The sequence below is a fragment of the uncultured Thomasclavelia sp. genome (genome assembly GCF_944324745.1).
Classification (GTDB): Bacteria; Bacillota_I; Bacilli_A; order Erysipelotrichales; family Coprobacillaceae; genus Thomasclavelia.
Genome location: NZ_CALUXO010000046.1, coordinates 1 through 14,565, shown reverse-complemented (window position 1 = coordinate 14,565; position 14,565 = coordinate 1). Strand labels below are relative to the sequence as shown.

Genomic DNA, 14,565 nt, shown 5'->3' with positions numbered 1-14,565 from the left:
TCAAAACATCGTCAATACTTCACCTGACAATAATAATACTGATATTAGCATTGCACGATGTCTTTTAAAAAATACAAGTATCATTAAAAAGAAAACTTCTTTGCAAGATTTATCAAATTTATGTTTTACATCTCCATCTAGTATGAGCAGATTTTCACATAAATTAGGCTATACAAATTTCAATGACTTTAAAAACGATATTATTGGAATTCAAGAAGAACTTAATGAAACTATTCTTGATAACAATGCTTTTCAAAAAATTAACTTTGACATATTTTTAAATCAAATAAGTAATTGTTTTAAAAACATAAACTCAAAAAAATAGACACATCGATTAGTAAACTTTGTGACATGATTTTTAACGCTAATCGTGTCTTTATTTTTGCAACCCATATACCTGGTGATTTAGCTAACATTTTACAAAGAGCTTTATTGACTTCTGGAAAATATGTAGAATTTTATCCAAGAAAAGAACATCAAATTGAGATTGTCAAACAAGTTCACAAAGATGATTAATGTATTTTTATTTCTCTAGAAGGTACTCTATTAATGGAAAAGGCGATTACAATTCCAGCAATCATTTCATTAGCAAAAAATGTCTTAATAACGCAAAATAGTCAAATCAAATTTTCACAACAATTTAGTGATATAATTGTATTAGGAAATCATGACGAAGAATCGCTTGGAAAATATAAACTACTTTTTTTCATTGATTCGTTGATTAATTGCTATTATCATAAATACGTTGTCACTAATAACAGTTGACTTCAAAGACCCATACGGGTCTTTTTTAGAATATTTAGTTAAAACTATTACATTTCTTGTTATAATATCAAAAACAATAAAGGAGAATTAAAATGCACCGTTATGCCATAATTAATCAAGATGAAACAGTTATCAAACAAATTAAAGACATCATTGAAACAATTTATCAACAATACCACCTCGAACTTTCAATTACTGAATATCTTGATCCTGATCAATTTAATTTCAAAGAAAACTATCATGCATTATTTTTAGATGTAAAAATGGGTGATATTAATGGCATTGAACTAGCAAAACAATATTTAAACAGTCATTATGATAGCCAAATTATCTTTATTTCTGATTATTCTGAATTAGTATTTCTGACTTTTATTGTTCATCCATTTGATTTTTTAACTAAAAATAACTTAAATACCCATTTAAAACAAACAATTAATGATTTGATAAAAAAATTAGAGAAAATAAACCCGCAAATCCTAATCAAGACTAAAAATGAATATCATTCAATTAATCTAAGTGATATAATATATTGTCAAAATCAGAAACATCTTTGTTTTCTACATACTACCAAAAATATCATTAAAACCCGTTATCAGCTTAAGGAATTAATATCCATGATTAATTCAAAACATTTTTTTATGATTAGCCAGTCTTATTTAGTCAATTGGAAATATGTTACTAAAATTGCTGATCATCAGGCGATTTTAAACAATGGCACCATACTTCCTATCAGTAAACGTCGCTATAAAGAAGCTTTGGCCACTTTTCAAAGATATCATCTCATAAAATAATTGTTGTCATATCATAAATCATGTATAATCGTAGCGGGGTGGATATAGATGAAAACTAATAAAATACTTTTCTTTGATATTGATGGTACTTTATTATCAGAAACAACTCATACTGTCTGTAACAGTACAATTGAAGCAATCAAAAAAGCTAAGCAAAACAATCATTTAATCTTTATTAATACCGGCCGTCCTTTAGCGACAATCGATCAAAAAATTAAAGATTTAAATCCTGATGGTTATATCTGTGGTTGTGGTACCTATATAGATTTTCATGATCAAGTTTTATTTTCTAAAACGTTGGATAAAAAACGTTGTTTAGAAATAGTTGCCAGTCTTAGAAAAAATAAAATTGATGGTATTTTAGAAGGTTCTAAAGCAGTATATTTTGATCACGAAATCAAACATCCAGTATTACAGGAAATAAAAGAACACTACCAAGCTGATGGTTGCAATGTTTTAGATTTTGATGAACCTGATATTGAATTTGATAAATTTACGATCTGGTTTGATGACAGTGCCAATTTATCAGCATTTAAACAAGAAATCAGCCATGATTTTGATTATATTGTTAGAGGTGACGATTTTGGAGAAATTGTTCCTGCAGGCTTTTCTAAAGCTACAGGTATTCAGTTTCTTCTTGACTACTTCAATTTAGATTTAGAAGATGCATATGTCTTTGGTGACAGTTTCAATGATCGAACTATGCTGGAATACGTCAAATATGCGATTGTCATGGGAAATGGTAATCCCGAATTATTTGATTTAGCTTATTTGGTTACTAAAAGCATTGATGATGATGGTATTGAATATGCAATGAAGCAATTAGAGTTAATCTAGCGTTATGAAAATAGCGCTTTTAAAATTGTTTTTGAAACTAGTTTAGGTTATAATAAAAAATGCTTGTAAAAAGGAGGAAAAATATGGCGGCAATAAGTTATGAATTAAAACATGTCTGTAAACAATCAGGGGCTCGTTATGGTATCTTACATACACCCCATGGTGATGTTGAAACTCCAATGTTCATGCCAGTGGGAACTTTAGCAACAGTTAAAGGAATTGCTCCGGAAATGTTAAAAGAAATGCATTCTCAAGTTATCCTGGCTAATACATACCACCTATGGTTACGGCCTGGCGCTGATATTGTTGAACAAGCGGGCGGATTACATCAGTTTATGAATTATGATGGTCCAATTTTGACTGATAGTGGTGGTTTTCAAGTTTTTTCACTTGGTAAAACTCGTAAAATTGAAGAAGAAGGCGTTAAGTTTAAAAGTATCATTGATGGAAGTTCTCTATTTTTATCACCAGAAAAATCAATTGAAATTCAAAACAAATTAGGAGCTGATATTATTATGTCGTTTGACGAATGTGCTCCTTATCCATGTGATTACGATTATATGAAAAATAGTGTCGAAAGAACAATCCGCTGGGCTAAACGTGGTAAAGATGCTCACCACAATACTGAAAAGCAAGCTCTATTTGGAATTGTTCAAGGTGGTGCTTACAGTGATTTAAGAGAGATGTGCGCCAAAGAATTAGTTAATATGGACTTTCCTGGATATTCAATTGGCGGTACTAGCGTTGGAGAACCTAAAGATGTAATGTATAAAATGGTTGAAGATTCTGTTAAATGGTTACCTGAAGAAAAGCCACGTTATTTAATGGGTGTTGGTAATCCAATCGATTTAATTGAATGTGCAATTCGTGGGATTGATATGTATGATTGTGTTTTACCAACTAGAGTGGCTCGCCATGGCGCCGTAATGACCAGCCAAGGACGCTTAAATATTAATAATGAAAAATTTAAAGCAGATTTTACACCTTTAGATCCTAATTGTGATTGTTATACTTGTAAAAATTATACTAGAGCATATGTCCGTCATTTACATAAATGTGATGAAATCTTTGGCAAGACGTTATTATCAATTCATAATGTTTATTTCTTATTAAAACTTGCTGAAGATATTCGTGAAGCAATTAAAAATGATCGTTTATTAGATTTTAAAGAAGAATTTTTAGACCAATATGGTCATGATGTTTATAAGAGGGCGTTTTAAATGAAGTTAAGTGAATTTGATTTTGATTTACCAGAAGAACTAATTGCACAACATCCAGTTGATAAACGAGATACTTCGAGACTAATGGTTTTAAATCGTGAAAAACAAACGATTGAGCATCGCCATTTTTATGATATTGTTGATTATTTAAAACCTGGTGATGTTTTAGTTAGAAATAATACCAAAGTTATCCCTGCTCGTTTATTTGGAATCAAAGAAGCCACTAATGGACATGTGGAAGTTTTATTATTAAAAGATTTAGGAAATGATACTTGGGAATGTTTAGTTGGTAATGCTAGAATTGTCAAAGTAGATACTGAAATTACTTTCGGTGAAGGGTTATTGAAAGCTAAATGTTTGGAAGTTAAAGATGAAGGTATTCGTGTTTTCAAAATGATTTATGATGGAATTTTTTACGAAATTCTTGATAAATTAGGGACTATGCCTTTGCCACCATATATCAAAGAAACATTAAATGATCAAAACCGCTATCAAACTGTCTATGCTAAAATTGAAGGAAGTGCTGCAGCTCCAACTGCTGGCTTGCATTTTACTGATGAAATAATCGAAAAAATTAAGGCTAAAGGTGTTGAGATTCTTGATGTTACTTTACATGTTGGTCTGGGTACTTTTAGACCAGTAAAAGTCGATGATATTTTAGATCATCATATGCATAGTGAATATTATATGATAGAACCAGATGTTGCTGATAAACTAAATGAAGCTAAAGCTAATGGTCAAAGAATCATTGCTGTTGGAACAACATCAACAAGAACTTTGGAAGCTAACATTAAAAAATATGGTAAGTTTACAGCAACTCATGAAAATACTGATATTTTTATTTATCCTGGCTATCAATATGAAGCAATTGATTGTTTAATTACTAATTTCCATTTACCTAAGTCAACTTTATTGATGTTAATTAGTGCTTTTGCCACAAAAGATTTTATCTTTAAAGCTTATCATGAAGCGATTGAACAAAAATATCGTTTCTTTAGCTTTGGTGATAGTATGTTGATTATCTAAGACTATTTTTAAAATAGTCTTTTTTTATATCTATGTTATAATAAGGCTATGAAAATTAATTATGATAAAAAATTTCAAGAAGAATTACAAAAAATTAAAGATTCTTATCCAACTTTATTATTACATGTTTGTTGTGGCCCTTGTAGCTGTAATGTATTAAAAGAAATCTGTACACTTTTTAATATTACAATTTATTACTCTAATTCTAATATTTATCCTAGTGAAGAATATCATCGTCGTTATCAGGAATTATTAGATTTTATCAATCGCTTTAACCAGGACTACAACCAAAATATTCAAGTTATTGAAAACCCATATCAGCCAAAATTATATTTGGAAGATATCAGCCGTTATCAAGACGAACCAGAAGGAGGGAAACGTTGTTATCTTTGTTATCAAAAACGAATGAATGATGCCTATAACTTTGCCAAAGATAATCACTTTGATTATTGGACCACTGTATTGAGTGTTTCTCCTCATAAAAATAGCCAATGGATCAATGAAATTGGCGCTAGTTTTCCTCAGGATACTACTAAATTTTTATACAGTGATTTTAAGAAAAATAATGGTTATCTTAAGTCTGTTCAACTAGCTAGAAGTTATAATCTATATCGCCAAAGTTATTGTGGTTGTGTTTATTCATATCAAGATATGCAAAAGAGAAATCAGGAACGTCAAAATAACGAAGCAAATAAATAAATCTGATTACAGGTAACTGTAATCTTTTTTATTTAAAAAAAGAAAAATCTATTTTAGGGGAATATATAAATATTAGAGGAGGAAAAAAGATGGACAAAATAACTAATGAACAATTTATTGAAACGTTTTGTACCCCGGAAATGATCTTAAAAATTATCAATAGTTCTTTTTTTAAAGGAGAAAGTGGCTTAAAAATAGAGGAATTAGAAGAAATCAATCTTGAAAATGTCCAATATATTTTAAAAGAACTGCCAAATGATAGTATCCAAAAGTTTAATGTCTTAGCCAAACGATATCATAATAATGTCTATTTATTTATCATTGCCAAAAAAATAGATGATTTAAATCATCCATTGATCAATATTTATGGAAAATACTGCTATTATTTTACTTTAGATAAACTAATTCACCAAGACGGCAACCTAGATAAAGAACAGCTGACACCCAAAATTTATACAACTTGTCTAATCTATGGTGAAAATGAAAAACAAAACACCAAATTAAATTAAAACAGTATCGAAATGATACTGTTTTATTCAATCGGTATTAAATTTTTCATTGAAAAGTCTAATATTGGTGCATTATAAGTTATTGCACCTGATGATACAAAATCAACCCCAATTTCAGCAATCTCTAATAATCGTTTTTCTGTAACATTACCAGAACACTCTGTTTGAGCCTGATGATCAATCAGTTTAACTGCCTGTTTCATCGTTTCATTATCCATATTATCTAACATGATAATATCAGCTTTAGCCGCGATTGCTTCTTGAACTTGTTCCAGTGTTTCAACTTCAACTTCAATTTTACGTACAAACGGCGCATAATCACGAGCTAAAGCAACTGCTTTAGAAATGCTTCCAGCCGCACCAATATGATTATCTTTGATTAAAATTCCATCTGATAGATTATAACGGTGATTAGTTCCGCCACCTACTTTAACGGCATATTTTTCAAACACACGATTGTTTGGAGTAGTTTTACGAGTATCTAATAACTTAGTCTTAGTATCTTTTAAAATATTAACTAATTTATTAGTATACGTGGCAATTCCACTCATACGTTGCAAATAATTTAAAGCAACCCGTTCACCTGATAATAATATCCGAATATCACCAGTAACTACACCAATCAAATCACCATTTTTAATTTGATCACCATCATGATACGATGTTTTAAAACAAGTATCCGGATCTAATAATTTAAAAGTTCTTTCATAAACTTCTAAACCACAAAGAATACCATCTTGTTTACAAATTAGCTCCACTTTCCCTTTTTGAGCTCTGGGCATAATGGCATTGGTTGTTACATCTTCACTAGTAATATCTTCTTTTAAAGCATTTAAGATATATTCATCAATATTTACTTTAAGATTTACACCATTTATCATAGAAGTCACCATCTTTTCTTTTTATTTCATCCATGATCAATTGTTTATTTTCAATTGCGAGTTGATCTTTATCATAGCTGTCTAAATCAACAACTCGATCGATCAATAAAATATCATCGATTTCATCACTAATCTTCTTTGCTGCCCTTTTAGCAAAAACTAAGCTTTCAAGCAATGAGTTACTTGCCAGGCGATTAGCACCATGAACCCCATTACAAGCCGTTTCACCAACAGCATAAAGATTTTCCATTGAAGTTTGTCCCCAAGTATCTGTTTTGATACCACCCATTAAATAATGTTGCGCTGGCACAACTGGAATTGGATCTTTAAACATGTCATATCCTTCTTCTAGACATTTTTCATAAATATTTGGGAATCGTTCTTTAATTTGTTTATGATCCATATGAATCACTGATAAATAGACATATTTAGCATTATATTTATCCATTTCAGCTTTAATAGCATTACTAACAACATCACGAGGCAATAATTCATCCACAAAACGTTCCATTCTCGGATTTAATAAATAAGCTCCTTCACCACGGACAGATTCACTAATTAAAAAGCTACGGCCAGGTTTGGTAGTATATAAAGTTGTTGGGTGAATTTGAATATAATTAATATTTTCTAATACGATATTATTTCTAAGCGCAATGGCGAAACTATCACCTGTAATATGTCTAAAATTAGACGAATGTTGAAATAAACCACCCAAACCACCAGTAGCTAAAATTATTACTTTGGCATTGATCTGATAATTTTTTCCATCCTTTTCAACAACAATACCGCTGGCTTTATTATTTTTATTGATAATATCCAACATTGTCATATTTTCAACAATATCAATATTCTCACGAGTTTTTACTTGTTTAATTAATTTAGAAGTTATTTCTTTTCCCGTAACATCTTGATGATGTAGAATACGGTATTGTGAATGTGCTCCTTCACGAGTATAGGCCAAATTTCCATTGATATCTCGATCAAATTCAACACCATAATCCATTAAATCTTTCATAATTTGTGGCGATTGTTGAATCATGATTTTTACTGATTCAGGATTATTTTCATTTTTCCCCGCTTTTAAAGTATCCTGATAAAAAGCATCAAAGTCGTCAGCACTTTTTAAAGTACAGATTCCTCCTTGAGCTAAATATGAGTCACTGTTTTCGATTTTATCTTTAGTTATCATTAAAATTTTTAAAGATGTTGGAAGACAAAGTCCAGCAAACAGACCAGCTGCACCAGTCCCAACAATAATTACATCATAATTATATTCCATGGTTATTTATCCTCTTATTTTGCAAGTTCATGCATTCTTTCTAACGGTTTTCGAGCTTTTTCCATAAACTCATCATCTAATTCTACCTTATTTAAACCATATTTTAAACAGTCACGAACTTTTTCTAATGTATTTTTTTTCATATCAGGACAAATTAGCTTATCACTAGCCAAATAAAATTTCTTATCTGGATTTTGTTTTTGCATTTCATGAAGTACTCCAGCTTCAGTAACAACAATAAATTCATCATGTTCCTTATCATTAGTAGCATAATCAATAATTCCAGATGTGCTTCCAGCATAATCAGCCATAGCAACGCATTCTGGCTTACATTCTGGATGAATCAAAATCAAAGCATTTGGATGTGCCTTTTTGGCCATCTTTAAATCATCAACGGTAATTTGATAGTGGCTTGGACAATATCCATCACAGAACAAGAAATTCTTTTCTGGAAACATCTTAGCAATATGATGACCCAAATCTTGATCTGGAATAAATAGAATATTTTTATTTGGTAAAGCTCCAACAATTGTCTTAGCATTAGATGACGTTACACAAACATCTGACAGTGATTTAATCTTAGCTGTAGAGTTGATATAACAAACAACACATAAATCATCATATTCTTGACGCATCTTTTTAATAAATGCCTCTTCAACCATATGAGCCATTGGACAATCAGCATCAAGATCAGGCATTAAAACAGTTTTATTGGGATTTAAAAGCTTAGCACTTTCACCCATAAATTCTACCCCTGCAAAAACAATTACATCTTGTGGGCAGTCAATTGCAATTTTAGACAAATAATAAGAATCACCTAAATAATCGGCAATATCCTGTATAGCACCATCAACATAATAATGGGCTAAAATAACAGCATTTTTTTCTTTTTTTAATTGATCAATTTCTTCGATTATTTCTTTCATTATGATATCCCCATTCATTATACTATATTGAGTATAAATATCCCATAAATCCTGTATAATGTCAAGTGAAAATATTAACAAGTTTAAAATGTTTTACCTTAACTAAAAAAATACTATAATAAATCCATAAAATGATTGGAGGATATTATGGATATTTGGGAAAAGTTATATAATGCAGCAAAAGTGGAATATCATCCTGAAGAGGTTTCACCATTTATTTACAGTCACCATGTTGTCTGTGCTATTGAAAGCGGCAATGGTCAAATCTACACTGGATTTTGTATTGAAAGCTGTTGCGGTGTCATGGATTTATGTGCTGAAAGAGTAGCTGCTTTAAATATGTATATTCAAAGTGGCCAAACAACTATCAAACGTTTAATCGCATTTCGGGATAAGGCCCCATTCGATCAAGGAAGCGGCATGCCATGTGGTACTTGTCGGGAGTTTTTAATGCAATTAGATCCTAAGAATGAAGATATGGAAATCATGGTTGACTATCAAACAAGAAAAACTATAACTTTAAAAGAACTAATGCCCGATTGGTGGGGAGCATATCGCTATCAAAAAAACACAGACGATTAAAGTCTGTGTTTTATGATTGAATGGATAACAATTGTGCCGCTACATTTTCTAAATTAATTTTAGCACTTTTAATCTCATCATATTTAGCTTGATCACATGTTTCAAAATCAACTTTTTTAATTAACTTTTTAAAACTAGCCAATTCATTTTTAATAGTTGATTTAGTTGCTTTATCTAATTTTTTACCATGCTGAACTAAAGCCGAATCAATTTGCATTACTAATGTTTCAACTTCATTTTTAAATACTAATCTTTCTTTTAACATTGCATCTTGAGCTTCAAATTGTTTTGCCTCATTGATTGCACGTTCAATGTCAGATTCTGACATATTAGAAGTATTTTCTATCGTAATACTTTGCATATTTCCACTGGCAAGATCTTTGGCCGAAACATTAACGATTCCATTAGCATCAATATCGAAAGTAACTTCGATTTGGGGTACCCCACGCATTGCACGTTTGATTTTCTTTAACTTAAATTTACCTAAACTCTTATTATCTTTAGCTAATGGTCGTTCTCCTTGTAAAACATTGATTTCTACTTGGGTCTGGAAATTAGCAGAAGTTGTAAAAATTTGACTATGACTAGTTGGAATTGTCGTATTACGTTCAATCAATGGTGTTGCTACACCACCTACTGTTTCAATTGATAATGTTAATGGTGTTACATCTAATAATAACACATCAAAATTACCAGTTGTTGCTACATCTCCAGATAATTTACCACCCTGGATCCCTGCACCTTGAGCAACACATTCATCAGGATTTAATGATTTACTTGGTTCCATCCCAGTAATTTCTTTGATTTTGGCTTGAACTGCCGGAATTCTTGAAGAACCACCAACTAAAATAATTTTATTTAATTCACTTGGTGTTAATCGAGCATCATTTAAAGCATTTTGCATTGGTAAAACAACGCGATCTACTAAATGTTTTGTCAGTTCATTAAATTTATTACGAGTAATTTCAACCTCTAAGTTCTTAGGACCATTTTTAGTGTTAGTAATAAACGGTAAATTTACTATTGATGTAATCATAATTGACAATTCAATTTTAGCTTTTTCAGCGGCTTCATTAATTCGCTGCATGGCTACCTGGTCTTTGCTTAAATCAATTCCTTCAGCCTTTTTAAATTCGTCTAAAATATATTTAGCAACAACTTCATTAAAATCATCACCGCCTAAATGATTATCACCTGAAGTTGATAAAACCTCAATGACCCCACTACCAATTTCGATGATTGAAACATCAAATGTCCCACCACCTAAATCAAATACCATAACTTTTTGACCATAACTATTTTCTAAACCATAAGCTAATGCAGCAGCTGTTGGTTCATTAATAATTCTTTTTACATTTAATCCAGCAATTCTTCCGGCATCCTTAGTTGCTTGTCTTTGAGCATCATTAAAATAAGCTGGAACTGTGATAACAGCATCACTAATTGTTTCGTGTAAATATGCTTCAGCATCAATTTTTAATTTTTGCAATATCATTGCTGAAATTTCCTGAGGAGTATAATACTTACCATTGATTTTCTTGCGATAATTCGTCCCCATTTCTCTTTTAATAGAAACAATTGTATTTGATGGATTAGTAACTGCCTGTCTTTTAGCATTTTCACCTACTAGCCTTTTTCCATCACTAGTAAAAGCCACAACACTAGGGGTAGTTTTGTTTCCTTCAGCATTAGGAATAATTATCGCTTTTCCATCTTCCATATATGACATACAACTATTAGTTGTTCCTAAATCAATTCCAATTACTTTGCTCATTTAACTCTCTCCTTTACCACATTCTGCCATAACCACCACAACAGCAGTTTAATAAACAGTTGATCAACATAATGCTATAGCAGCATTGAATTGGATTACCAAATGGTGAGCCATAAGTTTGCTGTCCTTGCTGATACTGTCGTTGGCCACCCTGTAATTGTTGCAATAGCATTATATATTGCAAATTACCAGGTTCCATTTGAACCGCTGTTTGCGCATATTCAACTGCAGTAATATTATTTCCAATTCCATTCATTGCAATAGCGCTATAATAAAACCACATGGCATTATGAGTTTTAATTTGTTCTAAAACATTCAAAGCTTCTTGATATCTTCGAGCATTGATAAAACCAGCAGCTTCATTAAAAGCACTTTGATCATTAGTATATTGATATTGATAACTAGATTGTCCGTTATAACCCGTATTTTGATTATTACCATAAGTACGATTAGTAAAACCGCGTTTTCTATCATCCATAATTGTTTTATAAGCGTTTTGCACTTCTTTAAACTTCTCAGTATATTCAGCCTGACGGGGATTATTGATATTAGCATCAGGGTGATATTTTTTACTTAATGTTCGATAAGCTTTTTTTACTTCATCATCAGTTGCATCTGGTGATATTCCTAATATTTGATACGGGTTCATTTCTACCTACCTTCCAATCGTTTTTGTTTTACCATTTCATATCGAGTCCACACGCCACCATAAAGAATATTTCTAATTATGGAAGCATGTTCAATAATCGGTAATCGTTCAAAAGCCATCGTAGCTTCTGAAATCATCAATTCTAATATTTCTTTACATCTATCTTCAAATTTATCACTTTGATATAATTCTTTTAATGGATTAAACAATCCTTTTTTTAAATCATCTTCAATATCTTCATAAGCATCTATAAAATAAATAAACTTACCTAAATAAAAACCTAAATGATATAATTCATCATACCATTCATCATCTTTATACGCACAAATCTCACCCATGACTTGACCAAATTGATTTGATATTTCATCAAGATTAACATGTCCAGCCTGTTCATCAAGATTTATTTGATGCAAGCATCCCTCAATTCGATTCACTTTATCAGGATATTCATTTTTAACTTTTTGATAAGCTTTATTTATTAACTTTTTATAAGCCTGCTTCGATAATTTTTTTTCATCTAACCAATCATCCTCACATTTAAAATATGTTAAGACAATAGTCATTTTAGCTGCATAATCAACACATTCGTTATAACGGGCTAAATGTTTATTAATCGGGTGAACAAGACATCGCTCTTGGTTCACCTTGGTTTCTGGTTCATATAAACCAGACAATAAGATACTAATAAAATTCAAATCAAAATTCAAGGCTATTTGCGCCCTTAGACCATATTTTTCTTTTAAAGTCCGGCATAACCCACAATAAAACGAATGATATACATCAAATTCTTTAAATTTCAATTCTGGCTTATTAACAACTACATATCCAAACATCTTTAAGTTCTCTTTTCAAATTTATTTTGACAACTTGGACAAGTAATAATAATTTTGCCACGCCCTTTAGGCACACGAACTCTTTGTTTACACTTAGGACAGCAAAAATATTTATGCATTGGGTCTTGACGACTCATTAGCTTCAATTCAAAAAAGCGACTAACTGGCTTAAAGAAATTTAAATATTTCTCATTTTCTCGATTACGAGCAAAGATATTTTTAGAAAACATTCTAAAAATAACAACCAGCCATGAAGCATATGCTAAAAAAGTAATAACTACATTTTGAATAAATAAACTAATTACAAAACAGGCAATACAGATGATCATTAAAAAAGTATTTAACTGATCGACTCCATATCTACCTTGCATAAAAGTATAAAATCTTTCTTTCATTACACTATTCCCCATTTCAATGTATTTAGTATAGGGTCTTAATATTAACTATTCATGAACTAAAAATTAAAGTTTAATTAAAAAAGTTACTGATATTTACCTAAAGCATCATATAAAAAAATATAGCCAGGTTCCCTGGCTATATCCGATATTATGAAAAAACTAATTATTTGAAGTTATTTGATATTATAAACTAACTTCTTTTATACCATTATATTTTACTGCTTATTTTATTTAAACTTCCAACCCCACTTATACAACCTATTACTATACTTGTATAAATACTTATTTGCTTAAATATCGTGGAAATACTACCCGATCCTCCTTCCATATCCTATTTGATATCTAATTAAATAAGAGATTCCCTTAATATAGGGAAAGTTCTATCATCTATAATTAATATAGCATAAATAAGCAATAATTAATTCAAGATTGCACTAAACGTTATATTTTTTCATCAAACGTTGATTTTGATATTAAATATAATCTTATCTCCCTGATAATCGACAAAAATTAAGCCATCATATTTATTAACAATACTTCTGACTATTTTTAAGCCATAACCATGATTACTACCCTGACTAGAAATAAAATTCGGTTTATATCTTATTGTATTAGTAACTTGAATAATTAAAATGTTGTTTTTAAATTTAACAGTAACTCCTACTTGACAATCATTTTTTAAAGCTTCTTTACAGGCATTATCAATTAAATTAAATAAAATTGACGTTAAATCTTTTTCATTGAATTTTAAATCTTTGATTGCTAAATCATAATTGAAATTAATTTGGGGAAATTCTTGATGTTTTACATATAAACAGGCATCCACAAAAATATTACCGCTGATTATTAAATCATTTACCCCAGAAAAGATTTCATCAATATATTGATTATACGCACCTACTTGATTTATTGTTTTAAGGATCATCTGATGATTTTTTAAATCATGCCGGATCTTTCGAAGATTTTCACTTTCCTGACGATAAAAATCAATATATTTTCCTATATACTGATTAGACATTTCTGCCATGATTAATTCTTCATTTTTAATAGTTGTTTCAATGTATAGTGATAATATTTTAATGAATAAAGCCCAGATAATTGATAATCCAAAGACTAATAATGTCACTAAATTATAAACTTCCACAACTTCAATACTAAAAATAATCAACAGTGCATATAAAACCAGATAGTTTAAAACAGTAAATAATTTACTTTGCTTCTCTAATATTTTATTTGATGGAATAATTTTGACTCTTTTCATTACAATCAACAAACAAAGAGTCAATGCATTTACAGTTAGTACCATCAGAATTCTTTGGAGTGATGGTGACATCGCGATATCGCGATTAAAATCAGTAAATAAATTTATCAGATGGATAAAACAATTAATACTTAA

The 14,565-nt window shown here is 30.3% G+C and carries 17 protein-coding genes; 9 read left to right on the top strand and 8 right to left on the bottom strand.

The window, feature by feature from the left end; genetic code table 11:
* Window positions 1–351 precede the first annotated feature (351 nt).
* From Q0K54_RS05350 to Q0K54_RS05315, 8 genes are all read left to right on the top strand, one after another.
* The gene (locus Q0K54_RS05350) at window positions 352–516 is read left to right on the top strand and encodes a hypothetical protein (RefSeq protein ID WP_294578818.1); all 165 of its coding nucleotides are present in this window, start codon (window positions 352–354) and stop codon (window positions 514–516) included.
* Between the two features lie 33 nt (window positions 517–549).
* Window positions 550–765, top strand: coding sequence for a hypothetical protein (locus tag Q0K54_RS05345; protein ID WP_294578817.1), 216 nt, complete (start codon window positions 550–552; stop codon window positions 763–765).
* Between the two features lie 92 nt (window positions 766–857).
* Complete coding sequence (locus Q0K54_RS05340; RefSeq protein WP_294578816.1) at window positions 858–1,556, top strand: LytTR family DNA-binding domain-containing protein; 699 nt, start codon at window positions 858–860, stop codon at window positions 1,554–1,556.
* A gap of 48 nt (window positions 1,557–1,604) precedes the next feature.
* Window positions 1,605–2,393, top strand: a complete 789-nt coding sequence (locus Q0K54_RS05335; RefSeq protein ID WP_294578815.1) for a Cof-type HAD-IIB family hydrolase — start codon at window positions 1,605–1,607, stop codon at window positions 2,391–2,393.
* A gap of 83 nt (window positions 2,394–2,476) precedes the next feature.
* Window positions 2,477–3,613: a tRNA guanosine(34) transglycosylase Tgt gene (gene tgt / locus Q0K54_RS05330; RefSeq protein ID WP_294578814.1), complete on the top strand. Its 1,137-nt coding sequence runs from the start codon at window positions 2,477–2,479 to the stop codon at window positions 3,611–3,613.
* A complete protein-coding gene (gene queA, locus Q0K54_RS05325) occupies window positions 3,614–4,639 on the top strand; it encodes a tRNA preQ1(34) S-adenosylmethionine ribosyltransferase-isomerase QueA (RefSeq protein ID WP_294578813.1) in 1,026 nt (341 codons plus the stop codon).
* A 48-nt stretch (window positions 4,640–4,687) separates the two neighbouring features.
* Window positions 4,688–5,338: an epoxyqueuosine reductase QueH gene (locus tag Q0K54_RS05320; RefSeq protein ID WP_294578812.1), complete on the top strand. Its 651-nt coding sequence runs from the start codon at window positions 4,688–4,690 to the stop codon at window positions 5,336–5,338.
* An 89-nt stretch (window positions 5,339–5,427) separates the two neighbouring features.
* Complete coding sequence (locus tag Q0K54_RS05315; RefSeq protein WP_294578811.1) at window positions 5,428–5,847, top strand: hypothetical protein; 420 nt, start codon at window positions 5,428–5,430, stop codon at window positions 5,845–5,847.
* A gap of 23 nt (window positions 5,848–5,870) precedes the next feature.
* On the opposite strand, the gene nadC is transcribed toward Q0K54_RS05315, so the two are convergent.
* Genes nadC through nadA form a run of 3 tightly spaced genes read right to left on the bottom strand, consistent with a single transcriptional unit; the run spans window position 5,871 to window position 8,933 of the window.
* Window positions 5,871–6,728 (bottom strand): carboxylating nicotinate-nucleotide diphosphorylase, encoded by an 858-nt coding sequence (gene nadC / locus Q0K54_RS05310; protein WP_294578810.1) that lies wholly within the window; start codon window positions 6,726–6,728, stop codon window positions 5,871–5,873.
* Window positions 6,706–8,007, bottom strand: coding sequence for an L-aspartate oxidase (locus Q0K54_RS05305; RefSeq protein WP_294578809.1), 1,302 nt, complete (start codon window positions 8,005–8,007; stop codon window positions 6,706–6,708). The genes nadC and Q0K54_RS05305 overlap by 23 nt, the downstream gene beginning before the upstream one ends.
* 14 nt (window positions 8,008–8,021) lie before the next feature.
* A complete protein-coding gene (gene nadA / locus Q0K54_RS05300; protein WP_294578808.1) occupies window positions 8,022–8,933 on the bottom strand; it encodes a quinolinate synthase NadA in 912 nt (303 codons plus the stop codon).
* A gap of 147 nt (window positions 8,934–9,080) precedes the next feature.
* On the opposite strand from nadA, the gene Q0K54_RS05295 reads away from it, so the two are divergent.
* Window positions 9,081–9,515 (top strand): cytidine deaminase, encoded by a 435-nt coding sequence (locus Q0K54_RS05295; RefSeq protein ID WP_294578807.1) that lies wholly within the window; start codon window positions 9,081–9,083, stop codon window positions 9,513–9,515.
* Between the two features lie 10 nt (window positions 9,516–9,525).
* Here Q0K54_RS05295 and dnaK read toward each other — a convergent pair whose 3' ends face one another.
* From dnaK to Q0K54_RS05270, 5 genes are all read right to left on the bottom strand, one after another.
* Entirely contained in the window at window positions 9,526–11,289 is a 1,764-nt protein-coding gene (gene dnaK / locus Q0K54_RS05290; protein WP_294578806.1) for a molecular chaperone DnaK, read from the bottom strand.
* A 13-nt stretch (window positions 11,290–11,302) separates the two neighbouring features.
* A complete protein-coding gene (locus tag Q0K54_RS05285) occupies window positions 11,303–11,938 on the bottom strand; it encodes a DnaJ domain-containing protein (protein WP_294578805.1) in 636 nt (211 codons plus the stop codon).
* Window positions 11,939–11,940: 2 nt separating this feature from the next.
* A complete protein-coding gene (locus tag Q0K54_RS05280; protein ID WP_294578804.1) occupies window positions 11,941–12,771 on the bottom strand; it encodes a DUF5685 family protein in 831 nt (276 codons plus the stop codon).
* Between the two features lie 2 nt (window positions 12,772–12,773).
* Window positions 12,774–13,166: a hypothetical protein gene (locus tag Q0K54_RS05275; RefSeq protein WP_294578803.1), complete on the bottom strand. Its 393-nt coding sequence runs from the start codon at window positions 13,164–13,166 to the stop codon at window positions 12,774–12,776.
* A gap of 457 nt (window positions 13,167–13,623) precedes the next feature.
* Window positions 13,624–14,565 (bottom strand): sensor histidine kinase (locus Q0K54_RS05270; protein WP_294578802.1); only part of this gene is annotated, 942 nt, incomplete at its 5' end.

Bases quoted from the DNA above. Each gene is read 5' to 3' on its own strand.
- Q0K54_RS05320 (WP_294578812.1), top strand. From the start codon at position 4,688: ATGAAAATTAATTATGATAAAAAATTTCAAGAAGAATTACAAAAAATT.
- Q0K54_RS05295 (WP_294578807.1), top strand. From the start codon at position 9,081: ATGGATATTTGGGAAAAGTTATATAATGCAGCAAAAGTGGAATATCAT.
- Q0K54_RS05285 (WP_294578805.1), bottom strand. From the start codon at position 11,938: ATGAACCCGTATCAAATATTAGGAATATCACCAGATGCAACTGATGAT.
- Q0K54_RS05305 (WP_294578809.1), bottom strand. From the start codon at position 8,007: ATGGAATATAATTATGATGTAATTATTGTTGGGACTGGTGCAGCTGGT.
- Q0K54_RS05315 (WP_294578811.1), top strand. From the start codon at position 5,428: ATGGACAAAATAACTAATGAACAATTTATTGAAACGTTTTGTACCCCG.
- Q0K54_RS05340 (WP_294578816.1), top strand. From the start codon at position 858: ATGCACCGTTATGCCATAATTAATCAAGATGAAACAGTTATCAAACAA.
- Q0K54_RS05345 (WP_294578817.1), top strand. From the start codon at position 550: ATGGAAAAGGCGATTACAATTCCAGCAATCATTTCATTAGCAAAAAAT.
- Q0K54_RS05335 (WP_294578815.1), top strand. From the start codon at position 1,605: ATGAAAACTAATAAAATACTTTTCTTTGATATTGATGGTACTTTATTA.
- nadA (WP_294578808.1), bottom strand. From the start codon at position 8,933: ATGAAAGAAATAATCGAAGAAATTGATCAATTAAAAAAAGAAAAAAAT.
- nadC (WP_294578810.1), bottom strand. From the start codon at position 6,728: ATGATAAATGGTGTAAATCTTAAAGTAAATATTGATGAATATATCTTA.
- Q0K54_RS05350 (WP_294578818.1), top strand. From the start codon at position 352: ATGATTTTTAACGCTAATCGTGTCTTTATTTTTGCAACCCATATACCT.
- queA (WP_294578813.1), top strand. From the start codon at position 3,614: ATGAAGTTAAGTGAATTTGATTTTGATTTACCAGAAGAACTAATTGCA.
- tgt (WP_294578814.1), top strand. From the start codon at position 2,477: ATGGCGGCAATAAGTTATGAATTAAAACATGTCTGTAAACAATCAGGG.
- dnaK (WP_294578806.1), bottom strand. From the start codon at position 11,289: ATGAGCAAAGTAATTGGAATTGATTTAGGAACAACTAATAGTTGTATG.
- Q0K54_RS05275 (WP_294578803.1), bottom strand. From the start codon at position 13,166: ATGAAAGAAAGATTTTATACTTTTATGCAAGGTAGATATGGAGTCGAT.
- Q0K54_RS05280 (WP_294578804.1), bottom strand. From the start codon at position 12,771: ATGTTTGGATATGTAGTTGTTAATAAGCCAGAATTGAAATTTAAAGAA.